This is a genomic window from Campylobacter concisus (assembly GCF_003048875.2).
GTDB classification, from domain to species: Bacteria; Campylobacterota; Campylobacteria; order Campylobacterales; family Campylobacteraceae; genus Campylobacter_A; species Campylobacter_A concisus_AU.
The window spans coordinates 1,377,567-1,404,020 of the sequence record NZ_CP049264.1 but is presented as its reverse complement, the minus strand read 5'-3'; the positions used below and the strand labels follow the sequence as shown (position 1 = coordinate 1,404,020).

Sequence of the window (26,454 nt, the reverse complement as noted above, 5' to 3'; positions counted from 1 at the left end):
AAAGCGATTTTTAGTTGCAAATTACGAGAGGGCTTAATAGGAAGCTTTATTTTTCTCCTTTTAAAATTTGGTTTATCTTCTCTTTTATCTCTGGCATTTCGTCGCTAAAATCCATTAAAGTCTTCTCGATGCCGTGCTCTTTTATACCCTCTTTATCGCAAGGCACAAAGTCCCAGTCCTTTTGATAGACGATGTGCTTGCCCATGCTTTGGATGCCATTTTGCGCTGTGTAGCCATTTTGCATCAAGTCATTATCCCAAGGTCCCCATTCAAAAGCTCCACTAGGGCCAAAAAAGGCGATCACTGGTACGTCATTTGCTGCAGCTATGTGCATGATAGCAGTATCAACGCCGATAAAGAGGCTTGAGCGCTTTGAGAGGGCGATCGTTTGTTTGAGGCTTAGCTTGCCGCCTAAATTTATAGGCTCGCTTTTGCAAATTTTTAGCACGCTTGCAAGCTTATTTAGCTCATTTTCTTTGTTATCGCTTGTTAGCACGACTTTTACATTTAGCTCGTTTTCGCAGTAGTCTATAAGCTCTGCCATGCTCTCGTCGTTTGCGCATTTAAACATCCAGCGGCTTGTTAGATGCACGTGCACAAAGCGTTTTGGTAAATTTAGATACTCCACGCTCTCGTCTGAAAAAACGCTCACTTTTTTACTAACCGGCTCAAAGCCCAAAGCTCTTAGTGCGTTTAAATTTAGATCAACCGTGTGAGAGAAATTTTCGTAGTATTTTGCCTTTACGCTTAAAAGCTTGTTTATCGCCTTATGCTTGCCTAAAAAGCCAACTATCTTTTTGATCTTGGCGTATTTTGAGATGATGACACCGCGGTCTCCAGTGGTCGTTTGCACCGCCATATCGTACTTCTCTTTTTTGATCGCTCTTATAAATTTTAGCTCGGTAATTAGCTTTTTAAAAAAGCCAGAATTTGCACTTTGCCTATCGTAAATGTGGATTTTGTTTATATAAGGATTGCCTTCTATCATCGCTTCTGTGCCTTTATTTAGGGCAAAGTCGATGGTTGCATCTGGGTAGTAGTGGTGCAAATTTTCAATGAGTGGCGTTGTCAAAAGCACGTCGCCGATGTTTCTAAATTTAATCACAAGTATTTTCATTTTATGTATTTCCAAAATGTGTACTGGGCGTAAAGTCTAGCGATAACGTAGCCAGCAAAGCCCTCTTTAAAGCCACCTTTTAGCACATAAAGCTTAAAAAATGTCCAAGCTGGGCTTGTAAGCGCCTTTAGTAAATTTCTTTTTGCGCCCATGCTTGAGTAGCGATTTTGCTTGGCGATAAACTGCTCGATGCTCTCATACGCGTAGTGCAAGAAGTGGTTTTTAAGCGCTCCAAGCCTTTGTGAGCCGTCATTTAAAACAACCTTTTCATGCACAGCTCTGCCATCAAATTTGGCAAAATTTTTATTAAAAAGTCTCACCGTGTAGTCCGGATATAGCCCCATGTTTTTTATCGCTTTACCAAAGAAAAAATTTAGCCTGGCAACGTTATAAGCCATAAATTTAGGCTCTTTTAATGTGCTAATGATCTCATTTTTAAGCTCGTCTGTTATCACCTCGTCGCTATCAAGCACAAATACCCACTCGTTTTTGGCTAGATCCACGCCCTTTTGCTTTTGCGCGCCAAATCCAAGCCAAGCTTGCTCGTGAAATTTCACATTGCTAAAGCCATCACAAATTTGCCTTGTGCTATCTTTTGAACCGCTATCAACCACGATGATCTCATCAGCAAATTTAGCGCTATCTAGCACCTCTTTTAGGTACTTTTCGCTATTAAAAGTCAAAATGACAACGCTTAGCATTTATACTCATTTTCGTAAAATCTCTTAAACCTTTGGTGAAACCAAAAGTACTCTTCTGGCCTTGCTCTAACCATCTCTTCGCACGCACTGCACTGCATCTGCGTCGCTTTTTGCACGGCATCTTCTTTATCAAACGTGCTTATATCTATTGGCTCTTCAAAGCAAATTTCATTTAAATTTTCACCTTTTTGGTAGATAAATGCGTTTATGATAAGGGCATTTGTCTTTTGAGCTAGCACGCTTGCCGCTGGCGTATGAAGCACGTCTTTGCCAAAAAACTGCACCTTTATGCCATCTTTTGGCGCGGTATTTTGATCGACTAAAATTCCTACTATTCGCCTAGCTTTCAGCGCTTTTAAGATATCTTTTGCACCGCCATCTTTGTCGATGAGCTCCACGTCAAACTGCGCTCTGTTTGCTCTTAAAATTTTATCCATGACGCTGCTATCAAGCTTTCTGCCAAGCACCGAAGATGGCCCAAAATGAGCCGCGACAGCTAGAGGAAATATCTCCCACTGCCCAAAGTGCGCCGTTGTGACGATGATAGGCCTGCCAGACTTTATCGCATCAAGCAAAAAGTGCTCATTTTTAAAAACAACTTGCTTAAGTATCTTTTGCTTTGTCGTGTTTTGATTGAGGATAAAATTTATGCCAAGGTATTTTGCAAAGTTGTAGTAGCATTTTTTGGCGATCTCTAGCTTCTCTTCTTTACTCTTTGTCTCGCCAAATGCAAGGTCTAAATTTGTCATCACGATGTGAAATCTCTTTTTTTTAAGCTTCATAAACGCAAATGCTAAAAATTTAGCAAGCAGGTTTTGAAGTGAGCTAGGCAATATAAATATAAGAAATTTTAATGTGTAAAAGCCAGCTAGATAGAGCCTATCCATTTAGCAGCCTTTTTGCAAAATTTGCAACCGTTTCAGGGTAAATTTCTCTTATGCAAAAGTCGTTTTTATCGATGCTTCTAGCATCTATCTCCTTGCCCATATCAACAACTAAGTTTTTGTCTGTGACATAGGCATTGCGGTGGCTTGGTCGGTTGCCAAAAAGCGTGATAGAAGGCCTATTTACAGCCCATGCAAGGTGCGTTAGACCGCTATCGTTGCCGATTACTAGATCGCAGCTCGCGATAAAATCTATCATATCTTTTATGCTTAGTTTTTCAAGCAGTTTTGCAGAAGTGCCTGAAATGATCGCCTCAGCCCTTGTTTTTTCGCTCTCACTCCCGTAGCAAAGGTAAATTTCGCATCCCTCAAGCAGTCTGATCACATCTTTAAATTTGTCATAAATTTTGCTCTCTTCGCTTGCAAAGGCAGCAATTAGTACGCGTTTTTTACCGCTTTCATTTTTAAATTTTTTGCAAATTTCAAAGCAGGGTGATTTTTTTAAAATTTCATCTCTGTCAAAGCTAAAATTTAAGGCATATCCAACGAGGCTTAGGTTTCTAACTATGATATTTTCGTTGTAGTCGATCTTAAATTTATGCCTATAAAGCCTGGCTGCTATCTTTTCTTTGACGCTTTCTCTGCTAAAGCCATAAATTTCTTTGCCAAGTAGTTTTGCGACGACGGCTGATTTGAAAAGTCCTTGCAGGTCGATGATCTTGTCAAATTTACCAAGCGTTTTTATGATCTTGTAGCTCTTTTTAAAGCTCTCTTTAAGCGGCAAAACGACTAGTTCGTCGATTAGGGGATGGTCTTTTAAAAGGCTTGCAAAACGGGCATCAACGAGCCATGTGATGTGAGCATTTGGGCAGTGCTTTTTGATAAACTGAAGCACGATGGCTGCATGGACGATGTCCCCAAGTGCCGAAAGCTTTACAATGGCTATTTTTAGTTGATTTTTATCTTGCATTGGCTACTTTAAATATAAATTTTTGGTATGATTTTAAAAAAAAATGCTTAAAAAAGGGCTAAAATGGCGAAAAGTTACATCTGCGTCTTTGACTGCGAGACGATACCTGATGCAAATTTGATAAGAAAAATTTACGGCATCGATGGAAGCGACGAAGATGTGAGTGTGCAGGCGATGGCATTGCAAAAAGAGGCTAGTGGTAGCGACTTTTTGCCTGTGATGTTTCATAGAGTGGTCGCGATCTCTGCGGTGATGGCCGATGAGTACGGCAAATTTTTAAAAGTTAGCACGATGGAGGGCAAGAACGAGCGCGAGATCATCGCTAAATTTTTAAAATTTATAAATGATTATAACCCAAGGCTCGTTAGTTTTAATGGCCGTGGCTTTGACCTGCCAATGCTTATGGTGCGTGCGATGCGCTACAACCTAAATGCGGTGGCATATTATGAGAGCGAAAACAAAGAGCTAAATAAAAACAAATGGGAAAATTATAGGGCAAGGTATTCGCCTAAATTTCACCTTGATTTGCTTGATTTTATAAGCGATTTTGGAAGCGTAAGAGGGCTAAAGCTCGATACGCTTTGCGCTAGCTTAAATTTACCTGGCAAATACGACGTGCACGGCGATCAGGTGCTTGAGCTATACTACGCAGGCGAGCTTGATAAGATAAACGAGTACTGCGAAAGCGACGTGCTTAACACATACTGGCTCTTTTTGAAATTTGAGCTTTTGCAGGCAAATATCTTGCAAGATGACTACACAAATCACCTAAACGTGATGAGCGAATTTCTAGTTAAAAACTGCGCTCACAGAGGATACAGCGAGGTCTTTTGCTCTGCGATAAGTGACGAGCTAGCAAGGCTTAACGGACAGCTAGACTACGAGATCAAGGTAGATAAAGAGGCCTTGGAGTTTAGCGAATTTGATGATGTAAGGCCGATTAGCAAAGAGGAGCTAAACCGCGATATGTTGGGCGGTTTGCTTAAAAAAGCAAGCGATCTAAAGCCAAAAGAGCCAAAGAGCAAGACACTTTTTGAAGAGAAAGTGCCTGAGATAAATTTAGACGACGAATAAGCCAAAATTTTAAATTCATTAATTTCTTGTTTAAATATAAGTTTTTTGTTAAAATGCAACAAAATTTAAAAAAGGAAACTTTTGCTTAGAAAAATTCTATTTTTTATTTTAATTGCATTTATGATAAGTGGATGTTCTTATAAGGAAACTGTAAGTAAAACAGACAAATTGCAAGGCATTTATATGCATAATGGGGGATATTATATATTAGGAGATAAATTTAGCTATAAGTTAAATGAAACCTCAAAAATTGATGAGATAAAGGATTTTTATCAAAGTGATTTTTCAAAAAGCATAATTAAAGATTTTGCAAAAGTAGATATAGACGAAGCGAGTGGTAAAATGGTTGGCGACTATTTTGTGTCACTTGGTTTTGACTCATTTACAGATAATGAACGAAATAGACTTTATAATACTTTCAAATCCTTTAAAGAAAAAAAGGCTTTGAATTTAGGGACTGATTCGAAGTTTAAAAAGCTCTTGATCGGTGGGTTTCATCTAAGTGGCGATGTTGTAAAGATATCAAAAGACGAAAGAGATAGGATTTTAAGCCTAGGAAAATTTAAAAATCCTATAAATGTCGATATAAATTATGTTTACTCAAGAAAGGAATCACCAGAAGAAGTGGCTTCAAATGTTCAGGTCATATTATTATTTCCAATCGCAGTTGGTGTAGTTACCGTTGCTGCGCTTACTATGCCTGTATGGGTACCTGTAGTTTGTGTCTTTAGTAGGTGTTCTAAAAATAATTTTTGAGGGGTATATATGTTTAAGAAATTTATGATTTTTGCGATCGCTTTTTCTTTAATATTTTCTGGATGTGCAAGTAAAACTGCTGCTTCAAAGAAGATAGATGACCTAAGAGGTCTTTATAAGTACAACAATGAGTATTACGTTATTGGTGATAAGTATAGTTTTAGTATAAAAGAAACTGCCGATATCGATGAGATTAGACGCTTTTTTGCCAGTGAATTTGCAAAAGATGTGAAAGAGGATTTCGCAACCGTTTGTATATATGAAAAAGAGCAAAAGATTGCAGGATCTTATGTTATTGCAATAGAAAAAAAGAAAATTTCAGATGAAAAATATCTTGACTTAAAAAAATCTTTTAATATGTTCAACCCTCTTATAAACAAAGATGGCTCTGAGTTTATAAAAAGCCTCTTAAAGGCCGGTTATGTGACTAGTTTTAATTATTTAAATGGAAACCTTGTGAGGTTAGATGATGAGAAGCGAAAAGAAATTTTAAAATTAGGTAAATTTCAAAATCCTATAAAAGTCTTTGCAAGCGATGATTGTACAAAAAACAATAGTGGCAGTGATCTTGATGTGGGAAGTGTCCTTGTAGGTACAACAATGGTTGCTGGTGCAGCTGCTACTGTTGTAGCTTTTCCTATGGTATATATAGCAGGCGCTGCATTTTATGCCACATTTCTTATTGGATGGGGACTTTCTTGTTTGTTTAAATTGTCAAAATGTAATTTTTGATGTAAAAAAACTAAGATAACTTTATATATCTTCTCTAAGACGACAAATAAAAGTGTGCTAAAATAGCGTCAAATTTGAAAGGAAAAATATGAAAATTTTAGTAACTGGAACAGCTGGATTTATAGGATTTCACCTTGCAAATGCCCTTGTGGCGCGCGGAGATGAGGTCGTTGGGTATGACGTGATAAATGACTATTACGACGTAAATTTAAAGCTTGCGCGCCTAAAAACGGCTGGCTTTGACGTGAGCGAGATAGATTACGGCAAGCTCATCACATCAAAAACGCATCCAAATTTAAAATTTATAAAAGCTGACCTTGCTGATGAAAAGACGATGAAAGAGCTTTTTGAGAAGCAAAAATTTGACGTAGTGGTAAATTTAGCCGCACAAGCTGGCGTTCGCTACTCGCTTATAAATCCAAAAGCCTATATAGACAGCAACATCACAGGCTTTATGAATATCCTCGAGTGCTGCCGCCACAATGAGATTAAAAATTTAGTCTATGCAAGCTCTAGCTCGGTTTATGGACTAAATGAAAACATGCCATTTTCTACGCACGAGGGGGTCAATCACCCTATAAGCCTCTATGCAGCGACTAAGAAGAGCAACGAGATGATGGCGCACACTTATAGTCACCTATTTAACGTGCCAACGACTGGACTTCGCTTTTTTACGGTTTATGGACCATGGGGACGCCCTGATATGGCGCTATTTTTGTTTGTTGACGCGGCACTTAAAGATAAAACCATCGACGTCTTTAACTACGGCAAGATGAAGCGCGACTTTACCTACGTGGACGACATCGTAAAGGGTATCATCAAGTGTATCGACAACCCTGCTAAGCCAAATCCAAACTGGGACGCAAAGCACCCAGACCCTGCCACCTCAAAAGCGCCGTTTAAGGTCTATAATATCGGTAACAACAGCCCAGTTGAGCTCATGGACTACATCAAAGCAGTTGAGATAAAGATCGGCCGCGAGATCAAGAAAAATTTCCTCCCACTTCAAGCAGGCGACGTGCCAGCGACATTTGCAGACGTGAGCGACCTTGTGGCTGACTTTGACTACAAGCCAAATACAAAAGTAAATGACGGCGTGGCTAAATTTGTCGAGTGGTATAGCGAGTTTTACGGCATAAAAATTTGAAATTTCTAGCCCTTTTCTTAGCATTTTGCCTTAGCTTTGCCTTTGGAGCAGGGCAGGGCAAGCTTGAGCTGCTGCGTCTTAGCGAATTTAAAGATCAAAACGTCTCAGGCTGGCTAGCTAGCGAGAAGCTTGATGGTGTGCGTGCCTACTGGGACGGAGAAATTTTACTCTCAAGGCAGGGCAAAAGGCTAAATGCACCGCTAAGTTTTACTAAAAATTTCCCAAAATTTGCACTTGATGGCGAGCTTTACGCAAAGGAGCTTAAATTTGAAGAAATTCAAGCTACCGTGATGGATAAGCTGCCAGATGAAAAGGCATGGAGCAGGCTTAAATTTCACATTTTTGACGTGCCAGAGGCAAGTGGTGGCTTGCTTGATAGGCTTGAAGTTTTGGCTAAATTTCTAAAAAATGAGCCAAATCAAAATTTAACCATCATAAAACAGATAAAAATGCGCGATAACGCCCAGTTTTTAAAATTTACAAAGGACATTATCGCAAGAGGCGGCGAGGGAGCAGTCGTGCGTGAGCCAAATGCGCCCTACGAGCGAAAACGAAGCAAAAATGCGCTCAAATTTAAGAAATTTAAAGATGCTGAGTGCGAGGTGGTCTCAATAAATAAAGGCAGCGGCAAATACGCAAATCTTGCTGGCTCGCTCACTTGCAGGGCGCTTGGTGGCAAGCATGGCGAAGAAAAAGCTGGCGAGCCAAAAGAGGGCACTATCTTTAAAATAGGCTCAGGACTAGGCGACGAGCAGCGCACAAATCCCCCAAAGATAGGCTCTATCATCACATATAAATTTCAAAATTTAACTTATAATGGCAAGCCAAGATTTCCTATATTTTTAAGGGTTAGAGAGGATTAAATTTCATCCGCGATCTCTTTTAAAGCCCTAAAAGAGTCAAACTGCGCCTCCTCATCAAAAATGAAACTTTGAGCCATGATCTCATCGACTGCCAGTCTATTTTGAAACTCTAAAATTTGCTCTTTAACGCTTTGTTTTGAGCCTATGAAAGAGCACGCCATCATCTCTTCGGTGACGATTCTCTCTCTATTTTTTAGTTCTATTTGCCTAAAGTCGATCGGCCCAAAATGTGGAGCCTTGCTGCCTGTTTTGTAAGAAGCAGCAAAGACCTCGTCGTTGTCCTTTTTTGGTGGCTGCAAATACTCTTTTTCGCCAGTTACTACGTTTAAGAAAAACTGCGTTTGCGTAGTTGCCAAACTCTTTGCTAGCTCGTCACTTTGAGCTATTATCACATTTGCTCCTGCGATGACATAAGGGGCAGAAAGAAACGAAGAGGGCTTGAAATTCTGACGATAAATTTCTACTGCTTTTTCTAGCGAACGTGGTGCAAAGTGCGACGCAAAGGCGTAAGGCAGGCCAAACTCAGCCGCCACGTATGCGCTATATATGCTTGAGCCAAGTATGTAGATGGGCGGAAATTTTTCAATTTTTGGATAGGCTTTTACGGCTCTTTTGGCGTCAAAATAGTCCATTAGCTCGTTTATCTGCATGTCAAATTCTATCTCTCTAGCACCTCGTCTAAGTACCGCAGCTGTCTCTTGATCAGTCCCTGGAGCTCTGCCTAGCCCAAGATCGACGCGGTTAGGAAATAACGTCTCAAGAGTGGCATACTGCTCTGCGATAGAGTAGGGGCTGTGGTTTGGTAGCATCACGCCGCCAGAGCCCACGCGCAGGCTTTTTGTGTGCTCTAAGATGTGCGCGATGATGAGCTGCGTGGCTGAACTTGCTAAATTTCTCATATTGTGATGCTCGGCAACCCAGTAGCGCTTCATGCCGATATCCTCGGCAAAAATAGCTAGTCTAACGGCTGCATCTATGGCAGCTTTTGCATCACCGCCTTGCTTTATCGGCAGTAAATTTAAGATCGAGACATTCATTTTTATCCTTTTTTGTAGATGAAGGATTATAAAGATTAAATTTAAAATAGATTGTAAGTCTATTTTAAATTTATAAAGGCAAAGATCTATTTTGCAGCTTTTAGGTAAATTTTAAAAACTAACCTTGCTTTACTTTTGCTTTACTCTATTTTTGATAAAATTACACACTTTTAATGAAAGGCTTAAACTTGAAAATTTTAGTAACAGGTGGAGCTGGATATATCGGCAGCCACGTAGTAAAAGCACTTTTAAAGCAAGGCAAAGATGAGATAACCATCATCGACAATCTCTGCAAGGGCTCACAAAAAGCACTTGAGGCACTCCAAAAGATAGGAAATTTCAAATTTATAAATGCAAATTTAGAGGATGATCTAAGCGAAATTTTTGCAAATGGCAAATTTGATGCGATCATCCATTTTGCAGCGTTTATCGAGGTCTTTGAGAGTATGAGCGAACCGCTAAAATACTATCTAAACAACACTGCAAACGTCGCAAGGGTGCTAAGATACGCAAAAACTTACAATGTAAATAAATTTATATTTAGCTCAACTGCTGCAGTTTATGGCGAGCCAGATGTGGCGGAGGTTAGCGAAACAACGCCTACAAATCCGATAAATCCATACGGCAGAAGCAAGCTAATGAGCGAGCAAATCATCAAAGACTACGCCGCTTCAAATGAAAATTTCAAATTTGCGATTTTGCGCTATTTTAACGTAGCAGGTGCAGACGAGGAGGGGCTTATCGGTCAAAACTATCCAAACGCCACGCACCTTATCAAAGTAGCCGTGCAAACAGCACTTGGCAAGCGTGAGAGCATGGGTATCTTTGGTGATGACTACGCGACAAAGGATGGCACATGCGTTAGAGACTATATCCACGTTAGCGACCTAGCGGACGCCCACATAAGCGCACTTGAATACATCAGTCAAAATGGTAGCGAAACTTTTAACGTGGGATATGGCAGGGGATTTAGCGTAAAAGAGGTCATCGAGACCGCAAAAAAAGTAAGTGGAGTAAATTTTAAAGTGCTAAATGCGCCAAGAAGGGACGGCGACCCAGCTATCCTTATCTCAAATGCAAGCAAACTACGCTCGTTAACAAGTTGGAAGCCAAAAAGAGACGATCTAGCGCTCATCATAAAAACCGCCCTTGAGTGGGAAAAGAGAATTTAAGGATAAGCATGAAAATAGCAGTAATTGGAACCGGATATGTTGGACTAGTGAGTGGTGCATGCTTTGCTAAGATGGGCAACAGCGTGATCTGCGTCGATGTTGATAGCAAAAAGATCGAAGCGCTAAAAAACGGCGTCGTGCCTATATATGAGCCAGGGCTTGCTGATATCGTGAGTGACTGCTATAAAAATGGCTCGCTTAAATTTAGCACGCAGATAACCGAGGCACTAGAGCATGCAGATGTGCTATTTATCGCTGTTGGCACACCTATGGGCGCCGATGGACAGGCGGATTTAAAATATGTCCTCTCGGTTGCGAAATCGATCGGAGAAAATTTAAGCAAACCGCTAATCGTAGTCGATAAATCAACCGTTCCAGTGGGCACTGGAGCTAAGGTGCATGAGGTGATCGAGGCTGAGCTTAAAAAGAGAAATGCAAAGGTTAAATTTGAAGTCGTCTCAAACCCAGAGTTTTTAAAAGAGGGCGCGGCAGTTGAGGACTTTTTAAAGCCAGACCGCGTAGTTATCGGAGCTAGCAGCGAGTGGGGCTTTAGCGTGATGAGAGAGCTTTATGAGCCATTTATGAAAAATCACGACAGGCTCATTTGTATGGACGTAAAATCAGCTGAGATGACAAAATACGCTGCAAATTCGATGCTGGCAACCAAAATAAGCTTTATAAACGAGATAGCAAATATCTGCGAACGCGTTGGAGCTGATGTAAATTTAGTAAGAAAAGGTATCGGCAGCGACTCAAGGATCGGATATAGCTTCATCTACCCAGGCTGCGGATACGGCGGTAGCTGCTTTCCAAAAGACGTCGAGGCACTCATCTACACAGCTAGGCAAAATGGCTTTGAGCCAGAGCTTTTAAACGCGGTCGAGTCAAGAAATAAGGCTCAAAAAAGAGTTCTTTTTGATAAAATTTATAACTTCTTTGGCGGCGATCTAAAGAGCAAGACGATCGCACTTTGGGGACTTGCGTTTAAGCCAAATACCGATGATATGAGAGAGGCTAGCTCGCTAACTTTGATAAAGCTTTTAGACGAGGCTGGCGCAAAAGTGGTCGCTTACGATCCAAAAGCAAGCGAAGAAGCGAAAAAATATATGCCAAATTTAGATGTGAAATATGCTAAAAATAAATATGACGCTCTTAATGGCGCCGATGCTATGGTGCTTGTGACGGAGTGGAGTGAGTTTAGATCGCCTGATTTTATGGAGATCAAAGAGAGGCTAAAAAATGCTGTCATATTTGACGGACGCAACCAGTATAACGCTAAAGCTTTAGCCGAGCATGGCTTTAAGTATTTTCAAATAGGCGTCAAAGCGTGAGGCAAATTTTATCTTTTCTTGTAGCTTGCTTGCTGCCTTTTACTCTCTTAGCTAGCGAAGCGGCAGGCAAAAGTGAAGCCAAGACGCAAGAGCAGGTCTTTGAGCTGCCCGTCTCAAAGATGCCGAATGATTATTTTAAATATGAAGTTGCATTTTTTAAAGAGGTGCAAACGGATTGTGAATTTGCTATGCTAGAGGGCGGACATTTAGATAAAAAAGAGGATAAAAGCGGGGTTTATTATGAATTTAGCGCAGATGATGAACCGCTTAAGCCTTGCAATGGCAAAAATAAAAAGAGGCAAATTTATTATGAATTTACCCAAATTTTGCCTGGCATTAGCCCCATTAAGATCGTAACTCCGCAAGGCGTGGGCGCAGAGATAAGAATTTATGAACGTTTAAAAACAATAAAACCAAAAATTTTAAAAAGGAAAGAGAAATGAAAATAGCAGTAGTAGGACTTGGATATGTGGGACTTCCACTAGCAGCAGCTTTTAGTGAAAAGTACGAAGTAGTCGGCTTTGACGTAAATGCAAAACGTATAGAAGAGCTTAAAAGTGGTTATGACAGAACGCTTGAGCTTAGCAATGAGCAGATGAAAAAAGCGATCGATAATGGCATGAAATTTAGCCTAAATTTAGATGACATCAGAAGTTGCAATTTCTTCATCGTAACCGTCCCAACTCCGATAGATAAGAACAAACGCCCTGATCTAACTCCAGTGGTAAAGGCAACCGAGAGCGTGGCAAAAGTGCTTAAAAAAGGCGACATCGTTGTATATGAAAGCACCGTTTATCCAGGCGTTACAGAAGAAATTTGCGTGCCACTTCTTGAAAAGAGTGGGCTTAAATTTAACAAAGACTTCTTCTGCGGCTACTCTCCAGAGCGCATAAACCCAGGCGATAAAGAGCACACTGTTACAAAGATCAAAAAGATCACAAGTGGCTCAACTCCAGAGATCGCTGACAAGGTCGATGAAATTTATCGCTCGATCATCACAGCTGGCACTCACAAAGCTTCAAGCATCAAAGTAGCAGAGGCTGCAAAGGTCATCGAAAACACCCAACGCGACATCAACATTGCCTTTATAAACGAGCTTGCGATGCTCTTTGAAAAGCTTCACATCAACACCATAGACGTGCTTGAGGCTGCAGGTACGAAGTGGAATTTCTTAAATTTCCGCCCAGGTCTAGTTGGCGGTCACTGCATCGGCGTAGATCCATACTATCTAACTCACAAAGCTCAAGAGGTAGGCTATAACCCTGAAATGATCTTAGCAGGTCGCCGTATCAACGATGATATGGGCAGATATGCAGCCGATCAAGTTATAAAACTAATGATAAGAAAGGGTGTGCTTATCAACAAAGCGCGCGTACTTGTTCTTGGTATGACATTTAAAGAAAACTGCCCAGATATAAGAAACTCTCGCGTTATAGACGTGGTTGATGAGCTAAAAGACTTTGGTTGCAAGGTCGATGTGACTGATCCTTGGGCTGATAGCGCTGAGGTAAAACATGAGTACGGCTTTGATCTAGTAAAAGAGTATAACCTAGACGACTACGACTGCATCGTGATCGCCGTAGCTCACAATGAATTTAAAAAGCTCAACCTAAAAGGCCACTTGGTTTATGATATAAAAAATATCTACCCAGAGGCTGACGCTAGGCTGTAAGGAATTTAGTGCACAAAGTAAGCGTAAATTGTAAAATTTTACTTATCTTTCTAGCTGCTTATCTGTTTGGATTTGCAGCTAGGATGCTTTGGGTATTGTGGGCAAAGGATATGCCAGAGTTTTACTTTAACGGCGAATTTATGCTTACGACAAATGACGCATACTATTACGCAGAGGGCGCTAGAGATATGCTTGCTGGCTTTCATCAGCAAAATGACTCTAGCCCCTTTAATCACCCAATCTCAACCATAGTTTTTTATATTTGCAAAATTTTACTTTTCAAGATCGAAAGCGTGATGTTTTATATGAGTGCGCTTTTAGCACCCCTTATCGCACTTCCAGTTATCTTGATATCAAATGAGTTTAAAGCTCTAAAAGCTGGGGCTGTGGCGGCATTTATGAGCGTTATCTTGCCAGGCTATCTTGTAAGAACGTCGCTTGGTTACTTTGATAGCGATATGCTAAATGTCACATTTGCGCTTTTCATCATCTATCTTTTGATCAGACTTTTAAATGCAAATGAACTAAAATTTATCGTTTTGCCAGGGCTTTTTGTATCGCTTTATCTTTGGTGGTATCAAAGCTCTTATGCTCTTATTTTAAGCATTATTTTTGTCTTTTTTATCTACACGCTTGCTTTTATACGAAGCAGGATAGAAAACTACCAAGCGATATTTTTTATGTTTATAAGCATCGTTAGTTTTAATGTTTTTTCAAAAGATCCGCTCATTGCAAATAAAATTTTGATTTTAAATTTAGCGGTTATTGCTTCATTTTATGCCATTTTTTGCAAATATAAAAAACTACTTTCACCTAGAAATTTAAGCATTTTTCTAACTATTATGCTAGCTATTTTTATCTATTTTGGCGGCTTTGATCTTATCATCTCAAAGATTGGCAGTTACGTTTTAAAAAGCAGCTCAGAGGTTGCAAGTAAATTTCACTTTATAAGCGAATACACGCTAATTGACGAGGTAAAAAGCGCTAGCCTTTTATATTTTGTCTATTTCATGGCTGGAAACATCCTTATTTTGCTAACTGCAGCGATTGGCTATCTGGTGCTTTGTTTTAAATTTCGCCCATTTTTACTTAGCTTGCCACTGCTTGGACTTGGCGCTTTATCGCTATTTGGTGGAGTTAGATTTGCTATGTATATAACGCCACTTGTTGCACTTGGTTTTGGGTATTTCTTACACTTTTTTTTAAATTTATTTGACCTTAGAAATTCTCTTAAAAATTTATCCTTTTTTATCTTTGCAGCAGCTGCGCTTGCCCCAAATTTAGAGATCGCTTACTCTTATAGACCGCATACTTTGATCACGCACGATGAGGCAATGGCACTTGATCAGTTAAAAAAGGCTGCTAAGCGCGATGACTACGTGCTTTCATGGTGGGATTATGGATATGCGGTAAGATACTTTGCTGATGTTAAGACGCTAAATGATCCTGGTAGGCAAGGCGGCGAGAATGGCTATTTTGTTAGCCTTGCATTAAGAAAAGACGAGGCAACCTCAGCCAAGCTAGCTAGAGTAGTGAGCGAGTATAGCGACATATCGTTTGAGAAAAAGAGTAGAGCACTAGAAGAAATTTTAAAAGATCACAACACAAGCGACCTAAACCTCTTTTTAAGCCAGCTTGAAAGCGCAAATTTTACTCTGCCAGCGGCAAAAAAAGAGGTTTTTTACTATCTTGTGCCAGATATGATAGATATCGCTCCAAACATCTTTAGATATAGCTACATCGACGTTATGAGCGGTGAGCAGCCAAAAGAGGAGTTTTTTTACTACATTAGCCCTATAAATAGCGTTAGCGAGGCTGGCATAGACCTTGGAAATGGCTATATCTTGCCGCTAAAAGAGCCAAAATTTATCACTCAAAATGGCGAAAAAGTAGCGGTAAAGTCCTTTTATAAGATAAAAGGCTCTGGCAAAGAGCTACAAATAGACGAGAAAACTATCGACGAAAAGGCAAAAATCTCTGTTTTATTTTTGGAGGACTATGCGCGCGTGGTTTTAGTTGATGAAAATGCCTTAAATTCAGCCCTTGTGCAGCTTTTTATATTTGAGCGAGCTGATGAGCGATACTTTGAGCCATTTATCATCTCAAGTGGTGTAAAAATTTATAGGTTAAAAGTCTAATGCTAATCAATCTAATAAGCTCTATCGTCGTTTTTGTCGTATCAATGGGCATAAATTTCTTTCTTACGCCATTTATCTTAAAAAGCCTTGGCAACGAGGCATTTGGCTTTGTGGGTCTTAGCAATGCCATCGTTAGCTACGCAGCAGTCGTAAGCGTAGCTATAAACTCGGTAAGTGGGCGCTTTGTCGCTCATGCGTGGCACAAAAAAGATCTAATCCTTGCAAATACATACTACTCATCAGTGCTTGTTGTAAATATCTTCTTTTGCGCCGTTGTCGTGGTGCTTAGCTCCATTTTTATACTAAATTTGCAAAGCTTTTTAAACGTTCCTGAAAATTTACTCTTTGACGTGAGAATGACCCTTGTTTTTTACTTTATAAATTTCTGCGTCGGGCTATTTAACGGCGTTTTGACGGTTTGTGCTTTTGTGACAAACAAGCTCTACCTACTCTCCATCAGAAACGCCATCTCAAGCATGGTCCTAGCGAGCCTCATCGTGGCGCTCTTTTTCTTTTTTAAGCCGTTCATTTCATACATCGCCATTTCAGCGCTAATCGCTAGCCTTTTTGTCTTTTTTAGCACCATTTTTATGTCAGCTCGTATCACGCCAGAGCTAAAATTTAGCCTTAGTAAATTTGATTTTTCTAAGATAAAAGAGCTTTTAAGCTCTGGCATTTGGAACAGCTTTAATGCGCTAAACCGCATACTTTTAACAGGCATGGATCTTTTTATCTGCAACATTTTCGTAAATGCAAACGCCACTGGCCTTCTTTCAGTCGCCAAGGCTGCTCCTATCATACTTGAGAGCTTTGTAGCGCAGCTTAGCGGTATCTTTGCGCCAAAATTTGTCGAGCTTTACTCTAAAAATTTGATCACGGACCTCATAAAAGAGGCTAAATTTTCAATGAAGGTGATCGCCTTTGTGATGAGCGCTCCGGCTGCATTTTTCGTCGTTTTTGGGCTTGATTTTTACACGCTTTGGTTGCCTTTTAAAAGTGCGGACGAGGTTAAATTTATCTACAACGTCTCGATGATCACGCTAGTGCCGATCGTCTTTATAAGCTTTGTTTTTTCGCTTTTTAACCTTGATAGCGCGACAAACAAGCTTCGCCGACCAGCCATTGCCAACACCATCCTTGGCGTTAGCACGATCATAGCGCAGATCGCACTGCTTAAATTTAGTGACTACGGCGTTTATGGCATCGTCATCGTCGCAGCCATTTTTTATAGCATAAGAATTCTCGGCTTTGACCTCATAAATGCCGCCTTAAATTTAGAGGTGAAGCTCACCACATTTTACGGGGTTTATTTTAAAAATTTAGCCGTTTTTGCGCTTTGTGTGCTTGCGATGTTTGCCTGCAAGGACTTTGTGAGCCTAGATAACTGGCTAAAATTTGCTATCTTTGCTGCGATATACGCCAGCGCAGCTTATGCTTTGGGATATTTTTTGTTTTTTAATGCCTTCGAGCGAGGCATAGTTTGGCGTAAAATTTTAAAAAAATTTAAAAGGTCTTAAATGAATGAAATTTATCTGATCTCTTTGGCAAAAGATACCAAAAGGCGCGAGCTTTTGCAGCAGAAATTTGGCTCTTATGATAGCTTTAAGCTAATAGACGCAGTTGATGGCAGGGAGCTAAACGCAAAGGAGTACTATAAGATCATTTCGCCATCATTTAAAGCTTACGGCAAGGTTTTAAGCCCAGCAGAGGTTGGCTGTTCGCTCTCGCACGTGAAGGCTTATGAGGCGTTTTTAGCAAGTGAGGCGAAATTTGCTCTCATCTTTGAAGATGACGTGATCGGAGATGATAATGCCATAAAAGAGGCCTTTTTAGCAGCTAGCAAGATACCAGAAAATAGCGTGCTGATATGCGGCATGCAAGATGGGCTAGAGGGCAGGTTTAGCGCCTTTGGCAAAAAGGTGGATGCTAGCCTAAGTAAGCCACTTTGGCAGGTCTCAAAGCACTCATTTTCAAGCATTTATAGAGCAGGGGCTTATGTGCTAACTAAAAAAAGTGCTAAAAATTTGCTTGAAATTCATAAACGTGCGCTTTGCACGACCGATGTTTGGGACTATTTGCTAGGCGTTAATGATATGCAGATGTATTTTTGCGATCTTTTTGCGCATCCAACTGATCTTAGTGGCTCAAATATCGAGGGCGAGCGCCTTGAGAGAGGATACAGCGCAAATTTAAAGGCATACATAAAAACATTTAAATTTATACTTTTCTCACGACTTGAAAAGCTTCAAGGCTATGAGAGAATTTTTAAAAGGGGCTAAATGGGCGAGCCATTAATCAGCATCGTAACTGCGACCTATAAGCGTCCAGAGCTTTTAAAAAAGGCCATAAGAAGCGCTCTAGCTCAAAGCTATAAAAATTTAGAAATAGTTGTAACTGACGACGGCGATGACGAGAGTGCGAGTGAAATTTGCAAGAGTTTTAACGACGCAAGGATCAAATTTGTAAAAAACAGCGCTCACAAAAAGAGCCCAAATGGCAATAAAAATAACGGCTTTGACAACGCAACAGGCGAGTTTGTCTGCTTGCTAGATGATGACGATGAGCTTTTACCAGAGGCGATTGCCCAGTGCTATGAAATTTTAAAAAGTGGCGAGTATTCGTGCGTTTTTGCAGACGCGATCTGCGAGAAAGATGGCGTGATGACCGAGGTCGTGGCTGGTAGAAGCCCATATAGCAAGAGTGGGGCGATGAGTAAGGTTGATTATCACTGCGGGCGGATAAATGGCGAGTATTTTAAGCTTTTTTCGCGTGAATTTATAGACGGCTTTAGGTTTGATGAGAGCAGTTTTGGCGGCGAAAATGAGCTTTATATCCGCTTTTTTGAAAAAAATGTCTTTTATCTTAAAAAGTCACTTTACATCTACCGTATCGCAAGAAGCGATAGTGCGACGCTAAATGCTGGCAAACACGCGTTGAGCGTTGCAAACGCTTACATCAAAACAGCAAATTTACACTACGACATCGCTATAAAAAACGAGCCAAAATTTCTAGCTATGCAGTATAAAAATGCCGCTTACTATGCCAAAATAGCAGGCGAATATGGCCTTATGCTAAGGTGTATCTTTAAAAGTCTTAGCATCAAATTTAGTAAAGAAGCGTTTATTTTCTTACTGCTTAGCCCGCTTCCAAGTGGCATTTTACCGGCACTCTCAAAGCTTAGAGTGAAGATAAAACAAAGGCTTGGCGTATGAGGATATTATTTGTCACATCAACGCTTAGAAGTGGCGGTGCAGAGCGAGTTTGTGCGGTGATCGCTTCAAGATTTAGCGTGGATCACGAGGTAAGCCTTGTTAAATTTGACAAGGACGAGCCATTTTACGAGCTAGCAAGTGGCGTGAAACTCATAAATTTAGGTGTTGGTGCTGATGAGCTTGGCTTTGTTGGAAATTTAAAAAAGAGAGTTTCAAAGGTGCTTGCTTTAAGAGCGCTCATACGAGAGGGCAAATTTGACGCTGTGATATCCTTTTTAGACGCCGTAAATACCTTGGTGCTCTTTAGCTCAGCTGGGCTAAAAACGCCTATAATCATAAGTGAGCACACAAACTATCTCGCGCCAAAAAGAGCCATTTTTAAGGTGCTAAGACGCATAAGTTATCCATTTGCAAATGCACTTAGCGTCTTAAGCGACGAGGATCTAGGCTACTACTCTAAATTTTGCAAAAATGTGATGAAAATTTACAACCCACTCTTTGAAGAGGTGCGCAGTGAGAGCTTTGATAAAGAAAATTTAGTCATCTTTGTTGGCAGGCTAAATAAGATAAAAAACTGCGAAATGTTTGTAAGAGTGGCTGCAAGCTTAAAGCAAAGCGGCTATAAATTTGCCGTGGCTGGAGATGGCGGCGAGAGGCTAAATTTAGAAAATTTAGCCAAAAGCTTGGGCGCTGATGTAGAGTTTTTAGGCAATGTAAGCGACATCGCCTCGCTTTATAAAAGGGCAAAGGTGCTGCTCTCTTGCTCAAATTTCGAGGGTCTTGGAAACACCTTGATAGAGGCGATAAACTATGACTGCGTGCGGGTTGCGACAAGAACTAGCGGGGCAAAAGAGCTTATAAAAGATGGTTTTGATGGCTTACTTTGTGAGATAAATGACGCTGATCAGATGAGTAAAAAGCTTGCAAATTTGCTGCAAGATGAGGCAAAAATGGGCGAATTTGCTAAAAACGCAAGAGCTAGGCTTGATGAGTTTAGTGTGGAGCAAATTTATAAAAAATGGCTGGAGCTTTTAAAGCTTGGAGGTGTGAAGTGAAAATTCTTTTTGTCATCGCTGCGCTTAGAAATGGTGGGGCTGAACGTGTGCTAAACGTGCTTGCAAACGAGCTTTGCAAAGACAATGAGATCACTATCGCTCTTCTTGAAGAGGACCTTGGGCTTTATAAATTTAGTGAAAAGATAAATATCATAAACCTTAACGTCATTGGCTCAGGGCTCGCTTTAAAATTTAAAAAAATCCTCGCTCTTAGAGCGCTTTTTAAAGAGCAAAGGGCTGATCTGATAATTAGCTTTATCGACTGGACAAACGTCGCTTGCGTGCTGGCAAATGCTGGGCTAAAGAGCAAACTAATAGCAACTGAGCATCACGAGCACAGCTACCTAAAAAACAAAATCGCAAGCGCTATGCGTGATATTAGCTACCGTTTTGTAGATGGCCTAAGCGTGCTAAGCAAAAGCGACTACGACTACTATAAATTTGCCAAAAACCGCGAGGTCATCCACAACCCACTCTTTATCGACGTGCCTGAAATTTGCGAGAAGAAAAATGTCATCTTAAGCGTGGCAAGGCTGGAGGCGGTAAAGGGCTATGATCTCTATTTTGAGGCGCTTAGCAAGGCGGATAAGAGCTTGCTTGATGGCTGGGAGATAAAGATCGCAGGCAGTGGCAGGCAGGAGGCCGAACTGAAGCAAATGGCGTCAAATTTAGGGCTTAATGTCAAATTTCTAGGTCACATGAGCGATGTTAGCAAGCTTTATAGCGAGGCAAAAATTTTTACTCTTTGCTCAAGAAGTGAGGGGCTTTCAAATGTGCTAATAGAATCAGGCGCCTTTAATTGCGCTAGGCTAAGTAGTGACACCGTGGGAGCAAGAGAGCTTATAAATGACGGCATAGATGGGCTTATCTTTAAAAATGGCGACGCAAATGATCTAAAAGATAAGCTTGAAATGCTTTTAAAAGATGAAAATTTAAGGCAAAAACTAGCAAAAAACGCCAGCGAAAGTGCAAATTTATTTAACAAAGAAAATATAATCAAACAGTGGCGAGAATTTATAAAAAAGGTTGTTAGCAAGTGAAAAAATTAGCCGTTTTTTTATATTCGATGGGGCCTGGTGGGGCTGAGCGAAATGTGGCAAATTTACTGCCATTTTTGGTTAAACATTATGAAGTTCATCTCATCTTAATGAGCAAGGTCATCGCCTATGAGATCCCAAGCGAGGTGCAAATCCACTTTATAGAAAATAGCGATCCTTACGAGAGCGGACTAAAGAAGCTTGCAAGGCTCTTTTTAGCGATGCCGTTGCTTGCCTTTAAGTATAAAAAGCTCTGTCAAAACTTAGGCATCGACACGCAGTTTGTGCTGATGAACCGCCCTTGCTATATCGCTGGGCTTGCTAGGATTTTAGGGCTAAAGGCTAGGCTAGTTATCAGCGAGCGAAGCTGTCCGTCGATCCTATATAAAAACGATCTAAGCGGCAGGGTTAATAAATTTTTACTCACTCATCTTTATAAAAAGGCTGATCTAATCCTCGCAAATGCAGCTGGCAATAAAGAGGATCTGGTGCGAAATTTTGGCATGAGTGAGGCAAAAACAAAGGTGCTTTATAACGCCCTTGATCTAAAAACTATAAATTTGCTAAAAGATGAGCCACTTGAGAGCGACTTTAAGCCATTTTTCATAAACATAGGCCGCCTTGATAGCGGTAAAAATCAAGCCATGCTAATAAAAATAATCGCTTCAATTAACGACCCTAGAGCCACGCTTGGCATCCTTGGCAAAGGGCCTTTAAAGGATGAGCTACAAAATTTGATAGATAAATTTGGCGTGGGCGATCGAGTAAAACTTCTTGGCACTGATAAAAACCCTTTTAGGCATATAAAAAACGCCTCTTGCTTGCTTTGTGCCTCGCGTTTTGAGGGCTTTTCAAATGTCTTGCTTGAAGCGCTAGCGTGCGAAAAAACTATCATTTCAACCGAGCATAAAAGCGGTGCAAAGGAGCTTTTGGGCGAGAGCGAGTTTGGCATCTTAGTGCCAGTTGATGACGAAAATGCGATGAAAGAAGCGATGATAAAGGTGCTTAACGAGCGTGAAATAAGGCAAAATTTTGAAAATGTTGCGTATAATCGGGCTAAATTTTTTGATAGTGAAAACATAGCGAGCAAACTTATAAATTTTTTGGAAAATCCTAATGAATAGAAATTTATTTTTTAAAAATTACTCTTTATACCTTATGATATTTGCCGCAGTCCTCTTTGGCATGGTTTGCAGGCTTTACTGGGTCTTTTGGGCGAGTGAGTATCCAGTCTTTTTCTGGAACAACGAGCTGATGATCAGCACAAACGACGGCTACGCATTTGCCGAGGGGGCAAGGGACATGCTAGCTGGCTTTCACCAAGAAAACGACCTTAGCTACTATGGCTATCCGCTCTCGACGCTTACTTACTGGATCGTGAAATTCCTAGGCGTCAAGCTTGAGACAGCGATGATTTATATGAGTGTATTTTTCTCGTCGCTTGTGGCTGTGCCTGTTATCTTGATCGCAAATGAATACAAAGCAAAAATGGCTGGCTTCATCGCTGCACTTCTTGCAGTGATCGCAAATAGCTACTACAACCGCACGATGGCTGGTTACTACGACACTGACATGCTCATCATCACTCTTAGCGTCTTTGTCGTTTGGGGACTTGTTAGGGTGCTTGAGAAAAAGGACGCAAAGAGCCTGATAATAGCACCTTTAAGCGTGCTTATCTATATGTGGTGGTATATGAGCGCCTTTTCGCTTATTAGCATTTTAACCGGGCTATTTTTACTTTACACGCTCATTTTTGATAGGAAAAATCCACTTTTTTACCTTGAAATTTCGCTGCTTTTACTTGCTATCTCAAACCTTGATCTAACTCTTAAATTTATCGTTGTCATCGCTATTTACGCACTTTGCCTATTTAAAAAAGAGGTGATAAATTTAAAAATTGCTCTTGGCATTTTGGCGATTATCTTTGTCATTTTTGTCATCCGTGGTGGGCTAAATCCGATAATCTTTCAGCTTAAATTCTACGTCTTTAGAGATGCGCCTGAAGTTGGCGGTATGAGCTTTCACTTTTTTAATGTCAATCAAACTATCCAAGAGTCAAGCGTCGTTGATTTTACGCTATTTTGTGAGAGGATCAGCGCAAATGTCATCACATTTTTGATCTCGCTTGCTGGCGTCGCTCTGTTTTGCTACAAGCACCGCTCATTTGCCGTCTCGCTGGGCATGCTCGCACTTGGCTTTTTAGCCTTTAAAAGTGGCCTTAGATTTACCATTTATGCCGTGCCTATCATGGCACTTGGCTTTGGCTACTTAGTGGAGTTTGTGCTTGCAAATTTAAAGCTAAAAGGGGCTGTTTTAAATCTCATAAGAGCGTTCATAGCGGCCCTAGTGCTTGCTCCAGCGCTCATTCACATCTATGGCTACAAGGCTGAGCCAGTCTTTGTAAATAAAGAAGTTGAAATTTTAAATAAGCTAAAAAGCATCGCAGGACGCGAAGACTACGTGCTTGCGTGGTGGGACTATGGATATCCGATTAGATATTACAGCGATGTTAAGACGCTAATTGACGGCGGAAAGCACCTTGGACGTGAAAATTTTGCCGTGAGCTTTGCGCTTGGAAGCGACGAGATGAGCTCGGCAAATATGGCAAGGCTCGATGTAGAATACACTGAGCGAAATTTCAAAGAGCACTTTAATGGCAACTTGGCTCAAATTTTAAAAGATAGAAATTTAAGCGTTGATCAGTTTTTTAGCGAGATAAAAGAGGCAAATTTTAGCCTACCAGCAAAGAGCATAGAGATTTATTATTACCTGCCAGATAGGATGCTTAGCATCTTTCCGACCATTTTGCAGTTTAGCAAGATCGATCTAAAAAGTGGTAAAAACCTAAACAACGGACTTTTCATCACCACAAGAGCGATCTCGCAAAGCGAAAAGGGCATTAGACTAAGTGGTGGATTTACTCTAACAAGTGATGTCACAAATTTGATCTATGATGGCAATGTCTTACCACTAAGATCTTTCATAGAGACCGACTACAACGAGGCTGGCAAGCTAAATGTAAAAGAGTATAAAAATAATGAAAGCTCAAATATTTCTGTCATTTTTATGAGGGATTATGGTAGATTTATCATCCTTGATGAGAGCATTTTAAATAGCGCCTACATCCAGCTTTTCGTGCTTGAAAGATACGATCCTAAGGTCTTTGAGCCAGTCATACTTGACGGGGCGGCAAAAGTTTATAGGCTAAAGAGGTAGAGATGGCAAGGATAGGATTTTTAAGCCATGCTGATATGAGCATACACTTTTTTAGACGCCCTATTATGCAGGCTTTAAAAGATATGGGGCATGAGGTTTTTGCTATCGCTCCAAAAGGAAATTTCACTAATGAGCTTGCTAAAAGCTTTCACGCCGTTACCTACGAGCTTGATAAGGCGAGCCTAAATCCGCTAACCGTGATAAATAACTCAAAAAAACTATCTCAAATTTTAGGCGAGCTAAATTTAGACCTGCTTCAAACTGGCGCTCATAAGTCAAATGTCTTTGGCACATTTGCTGCTAAAAACGCTGGCATAAAGCACGTGATAAATTTGGTCGAAGGCCTTGGTAGCTTTTATATCGATGATGATATTAAGACAAAGGCCGTGCGTTTTGTCATGGAGAGCCTTTATAAGCTCTCTTTTGCAAAAGTTGATGCTTGCATCTTCGTAAATGACGCAGACCCAGACTATCTGATCTCTAAAAATTTGATAGATAAAAGCAAGGTGTATCGCATAAAAAGTGTCGGCGTCGATACTGCTAAATTTGACCCAGCTATCACGCAGGCAGCTGACTTTGGTGAAAAAAAGGTGGTTCTCATGATCGCCAGAGCCATGTGGCACAAGGGCGTTCGTGAATTTTACGAGGCAGCAGAAATTTTAAATGGCTATAAAAACTGCGAATTTGTCTTTGTGGGCGAGGGCTTTGCTGGTAATAAATCAACCGCCGACGAGAGCTTTTTAAAAGGTGGCAAGGTGCGATATCTTGGCGCTAGAAACGACATACCACAGCTTTTAAAAGCTTCTTACTTACTGGCTTTGCCAAGCTATAAAGAGGGCTTTCCAAGAACGGTTTTAGAGGCGATGAGCATGGCTAAAGCAGTCGTTGCAAGTGACGTGACAGGCTGCAATGAGGCTGTAAGAGAGGGCTACAACGGACTTTTATGTAAGGTAAAAGACGCAAGTGATCTTGCTAGTAAGATAAAAATTTTGCTTGATGATGAAGCACTTTGCACTAAGCTTGGGCAAAATGGCAGGGACTGGGCAGTTAGTGAGTTTGACGAGAAGCAAATCGCGAAAAGATATATAGAAATTTATAGGAAATTTATAGATGTATAGAAATTTTTTAAAGAGGGTGATTGATATTTTGGGAGCTTTGTTTTTGCTCATTTTAACATCACCTATCATCATAGCAACGGCTATTTTTATCTATTTTAAGGTAAGCCGTGACGTCATTTTTACGCAGGCAAGACCAGGGCTTAATGAGAAAATTTTTAAAATTTATAAATTTAAGACGATGAGTGACGAGCGTGACGCAAATGGCGAGCTCTTGCCAGATGACCAGCGTCTTGGTAAATTTGGCAAACTGATCCGCTCACTTAGTCTTGATGAGCTGCCACAGCTATTTAACGTGCTAAAGGGCGATATGAGCTTCATTGGACCAAGGCCGCTTCTAGTCGAGTATCTACCCATCTATAACGAAACGCAAAAGCACCGCCACGACGTGCGCCCTGGTATCACGGGTCTAGCGCAGGTAAATGGCAGAAACGCCATAAGCTGGGAGAAAAAATTTGAATACGACGTCTATTACGCTAAAAATTTAAGCTTTATGCTTGATGTAAAGATCGCCTTGCAGACCATCGAAAAGGTGCTAAAACGAAGTGGTGTCAGCAAAGAGGGACAGGCGACGACGGAGAAATTTAATGGCAAAAACTAAGAAAATTTACATCTACGGAGCGAGTGGGCATGGGCTTGTGATCGCTGACATCGCTAGAGATAATGGCTATGATGAGATAGTTTTTTTAGATGATGCTAGTGAGCATAAATTTAGCCCAGAGCTTGAAAAAGCTGACATCATAATAGCCATAGGTGATAATAAAACAAGGCAAAAGATCAGCCAAAAGGTCGAGGATGTTGGCTTTGAGATAGTAAATTTGATCCATAAAAGTGCGGTTGTGAGCGAAAGTGCTGTGATAGAAAAAGGTGTGGTCGTCATGCCAAATGCCGTGATAAACGCAAAAGCTTGCATAAAAGAGGGCGCTATCATAAACTCTGGCGCAGTGATAGAGCATGAGTGCGTGATAGGTAAATTTGCTCACATCAGCCCAAATGCAGCCCTTGCTGGAAATGTGAGTGTGGGCGAATTTACGCACATTGGCATTGGCTCAAGCGTCATTCAAGGCATAAGCATCGGTAAAAACTGCATCATCGGCGCTGGAAGCGTGGTCGTTAGAGATATAAAGGACGGCATAAAGGCGTATGGCGTGCCTGCATGCGAGCGCGCTAAGATATAAATTTAAAAATAAGTGCTAAAATCGCTAAAAAATCACGAAAGGTATGA

25 protein-coding genes are annotated in these 26,454 nt (G+C 40.7%); 20 read left to right on the top strand and 5 right to left on the bottom strand.

All coding sequences use genetic code 11. The features are described from left to right. Positions 1-46: 46 nt before the first annotated feature. From rfaQ to waaC, 4 genes are read right to left on the bottom strand one after another with little or no spacing between them, the layout of a single operon-like run. The gene (rfaQ, locus tag CVT07_RS07020) at positions 47-1,117 is read right to left on the bottom strand and encodes a putative lipopolysaccharide heptosyltransferase III (protein ID WP_107936360.1); all 1,071 of its coding nucleotides are present in this window, start codon (positions 1,115-1,117) and stop codon (positions 47-49) included. Continuing rightward, complete coding sequence (locus CVT07_RS07015) at positions 1,114-1,818, bottom strand: glycosyltransferase family 2 protein (RefSeq protein WP_107936358.1); 705 nt, start codon at positions 1,816-1,818, stop codon at positions 1,114-1,116. The genes rfaQ and CVT07_RS07015 overlap by 4 nt, the downstream gene beginning before the upstream one ends. After that, positions 1,812-2,705 (bottom strand): lipid A biosynthesis lauroyl acyltransferase, encoded by an 894-nt coding sequence (locus CVT07_RS07010; RefSeq protein ID WP_107936356.1) that lies wholly within the window; start codon positions 2,703-2,705, stop codon positions 1,812-1,814. Before CVT07_RS07010 ends, CVT07_RS07015 begins: the two co-directional genes overlap by 7 nt. After that, positions 2,698-3,672 (bottom strand): lipopolysaccharide heptosyltransferase I, encoded by a 975-nt coding sequence (gene waaC / locus CVT07_RS07005; RefSeq protein WP_107936354.1) that lies wholly within the window; start codon positions 3,670-3,672, stop codon positions 2,698-2,700. Before waaC ends, CVT07_RS07010 begins: the two co-directional genes overlap by 8 nt. A gap of 63 nt (positions 3,673-3,735) precedes the next feature. On the opposite strand from waaC, the gene CVT07_RS07000 reads away from it, so the two are divergent. From CVT07_RS07000 to CVT07_RS06980, 5 genes are all read left to right on the top strand, one after another. Beyond that, a complete protein-coding gene (locus CVT07_RS07000; RefSeq protein ID WP_107936352.1) occupies positions 3,736-4,746 on the top strand; it encodes a 3'-5' exonuclease in 1,011 nt (336 codons plus the stop codon). Positions 4,747-4,827: 81 nt separating this feature from the next. After that, positions 4,828-5,502, top strand: coding sequence for a hypothetical protein (locus CVT07_RS06995; protein ID WP_107936350.1), 675 nt, complete (start codon positions 4,828-4,830; stop codon positions 5,500-5,502). 9 nt (positions 5,503-5,511) lie between these two features. Beyond that, a complete protein-coding gene (locus CVT07_RS06990) occupies positions 5,512-6,234 on the top strand; it encodes a hypothetical protein (RefSeq protein WP_107936348.1) in 723 nt (240 codons plus the stop codon). Between the two features lie 88 nt (positions 6,235-6,322). Continuing rightward, positions 6,323-7,381 (top strand): NAD-dependent epimerase, encoded by a 1,059-nt coding sequence (locus CVT07_RS06985; RefSeq protein ID WP_107936346.1) that lies wholly within the window; start codon positions 6,323-6,325, stop codon positions 7,379-7,381. Continuing rightward, positions 7,378-8,244 carry a DNA ligase gene (locus CVT07_RS06980; protein WP_107936344.1) on the top strand — a complete coding sequence of 289 codons (867 nt, stop codon included), beginning with the start codon at positions 7,378-7,380 and terminating at the stop codon, positions 8,242-8,244. Before CVT07_RS06985 ends, CVT07_RS06980 begins: the two co-directional genes overlap by 4 nt. Here the strand turns inward: CVT07_RS06980 and CVT07_RS06975 are convergent. Continuing rightward, on the bottom strand, positions 8,241-9,281 hold the full coding sequence (locus CVT07_RS06975) for an LLM class flavin-dependent oxidoreductase (protein ID WP_107936342.1): 1,041 nt from the start codon (positions 9,279-9,281) through the stop codon (positions 8,241-8,243). The two genes, CVT07_RS06980 and CVT07_RS06975, sit on opposite strands and share 4 nt — an antisense overlap. 188 nt (positions 9,282-9,469) lie before the next feature. Between CVT07_RS06975 and galE the strand changes: the two genes are divergently transcribed. Genes galE through pglD form a run of 15 tightly spaced genes read left to right on the top strand, consistent with a single transcriptional unit; the run spans position 9,470 to position 26,407 of the window. Continuing rightward, positions 9,470-10,453: a UDP-glucose 4-epimerase GalE gene (galE, locus tag CVT07_RS06970; RefSeq protein ID WP_107936340.1), complete on the top strand. Its 984-nt coding sequence runs from the start codon at positions 9,470-9,472 to the stop codon at positions 10,451-10,453. An 8-nt stretch (positions 10,454-10,461) separates the two neighbouring features. Then, entirely contained in the window at positions 10,462-11,784 is a 1,323-nt protein-coding gene (locus tag CVT07_RS06965) for a UDP-glucose dehydrogenase family protein (RefSeq protein ID WP_107936338.1), read from the top strand. Then, positions 11,781-12,227 (top strand): ecotin, encoded by a 447-nt coding sequence (locus CVT07_RS06960; RefSeq protein ID WP_107936337.1) that lies wholly within the window; start codon positions 11,781-11,783, stop codon positions 12,225-12,227. The genes CVT07_RS06965 and CVT07_RS06960 overlap by 4 nt, the downstream gene beginning before the upstream one ends. After that, entirely contained in the window at positions 12,224-13,456 is a 1,233-nt protein-coding gene (locus CVT07_RS06955; RefSeq protein ID WP_002939912.1) for a nucleotide sugar dehydrogenase, read from the top strand. The genes CVT07_RS06960 and CVT07_RS06955 overlap by 4 nt, the downstream gene beginning before the upstream one ends. Before the next feature lie 8 nt (positions 13,457-13,464). Further along, positions 13,465-15,594 (top strand): STT3 domain-containing protein, encoded by a 2,130-nt coding sequence (locus CVT07_RS06950; protein ID WP_107936335.1) that lies wholly within the window; start codon positions 13,465-13,467, stop codon positions 15,592-15,594. Beyond that, positions 15,594-17,111: an MATE family efflux transporter gene (locus CVT07_RS06945; protein ID WP_107936333.1), complete on the top strand. Its 1,518-nt coding sequence runs from the start codon at positions 15,594-15,596 to the stop codon at positions 17,109-17,111. The genes CVT07_RS06950 and CVT07_RS06945 overlap by 1 nt, the downstream gene beginning before the upstream one ends. Further along, the gene (locus CVT07_RS06940; RefSeq protein WP_107936331.1) at positions 17,112-17,873 is read left to right on the top strand and encodes a glycosyltransferase family 25 protein; all 762 of its coding nucleotides are present in this window, start codon (positions 17,112-17,114) and stop codon (positions 17,871-17,873) included. After that, the gene (locus CVT07_RS06935; protein ID WP_107936329.1) at positions 17,874-18,806 is read left to right on the top strand and encodes a glycosyltransferase family 2 protein; all 933 of its coding nucleotides are present in this window, start codon (positions 17,874-17,876) and stop codon (positions 18,804-18,806) included. Further along, positions 18,803-19,861, top strand: coding sequence for a glycosyltransferase (locus tag CVT07_RS06930; protein WP_107936327.1), 1,059 nt, complete (start codon positions 18,803-18,805; stop codon positions 19,859-19,861). Before CVT07_RS06935 ends, CVT07_RS06930 begins: the two co-directional genes overlap by 4 nt. After that, on the top strand, positions 19,858-20,901 hold the full coding sequence (locus tag CVT07_RS06925; RefSeq protein WP_107936326.1) for a glycosyltransferase: 1,044 nt from the start codon (positions 19,858-19,860) through the stop codon (positions 20,899-20,901). Before CVT07_RS06930 ends, CVT07_RS06925 begins: the two co-directional genes overlap by 4 nt. Next, positions 20,898-22,022, top strand: a complete 1,125-nt coding sequence (pglJ, locus tag CVT07_RS06920; RefSeq protein ID WP_107936324.1) for an N-acetylgalactosamine-N,N'-diacetylbacillosaminyl-diphospho-undecaprenol 4-alpha-N-acetylgalactosaminyltransferase — start codon at positions 20,898-20,900, stop codon at positions 22,020-22,022. The genes CVT07_RS06925 and pglJ overlap by 4 nt, the downstream gene beginning before the upstream one ends. Further along, a complete protein-coding gene (locus CVT07_RS06915; protein ID WP_107936323.1) occupies positions 22,015-24,114 on the top strand; it encodes an STT3 domain-containing protein in 2,100 nt (699 codons plus the stop codon). The genes pglJ and CVT07_RS06915 overlap by 8 nt, the downstream gene beginning before the upstream one ends. A gap of 2 nt (positions 24,115-24,116) precedes the next feature. Next, positions 24,117-25,232, top strand: coding sequence for a N,N'-diacetylbacillosaminyl-diphospho-undecaprenol alpha-1,3-N-acetylgalactosaminyltransferase (gene pglA, locus CVT07_RS06910; protein ID WP_107936321.1), 1,116 nt, complete (start codon positions 24,117-24,119; stop codon positions 25,230-25,232). Then, the gene (gene pglC, locus CVT07_RS06905; RefSeq protein WP_012140183.1) at positions 25,225-25,830 is read left to right on the top strand and encodes an undecaprenyl phosphate N,N'-diacetylbacillosamine 1-phosphate transferase; all 606 of its coding nucleotides are present in this window, start codon (positions 25,225-25,227) and stop codon (positions 25,828-25,830) included. Before pglA ends, pglC begins: the two co-directional genes overlap by 8 nt. Continuing rightward, positions 25,817-26,407, top strand: a complete 591-nt coding sequence (gene pglD / locus CVT07_RS06900; protein WP_107936319.1) for a UDP-N-acetylbacillosamine N-acetyltransferase — start codon at positions 25,817-25,819, stop codon at positions 26,405-26,407. Before pglC ends, pglD begins: the two co-directional genes overlap by 14 nt. Positions 26,408-26,454: the final 47 nt, after the last annotated feature.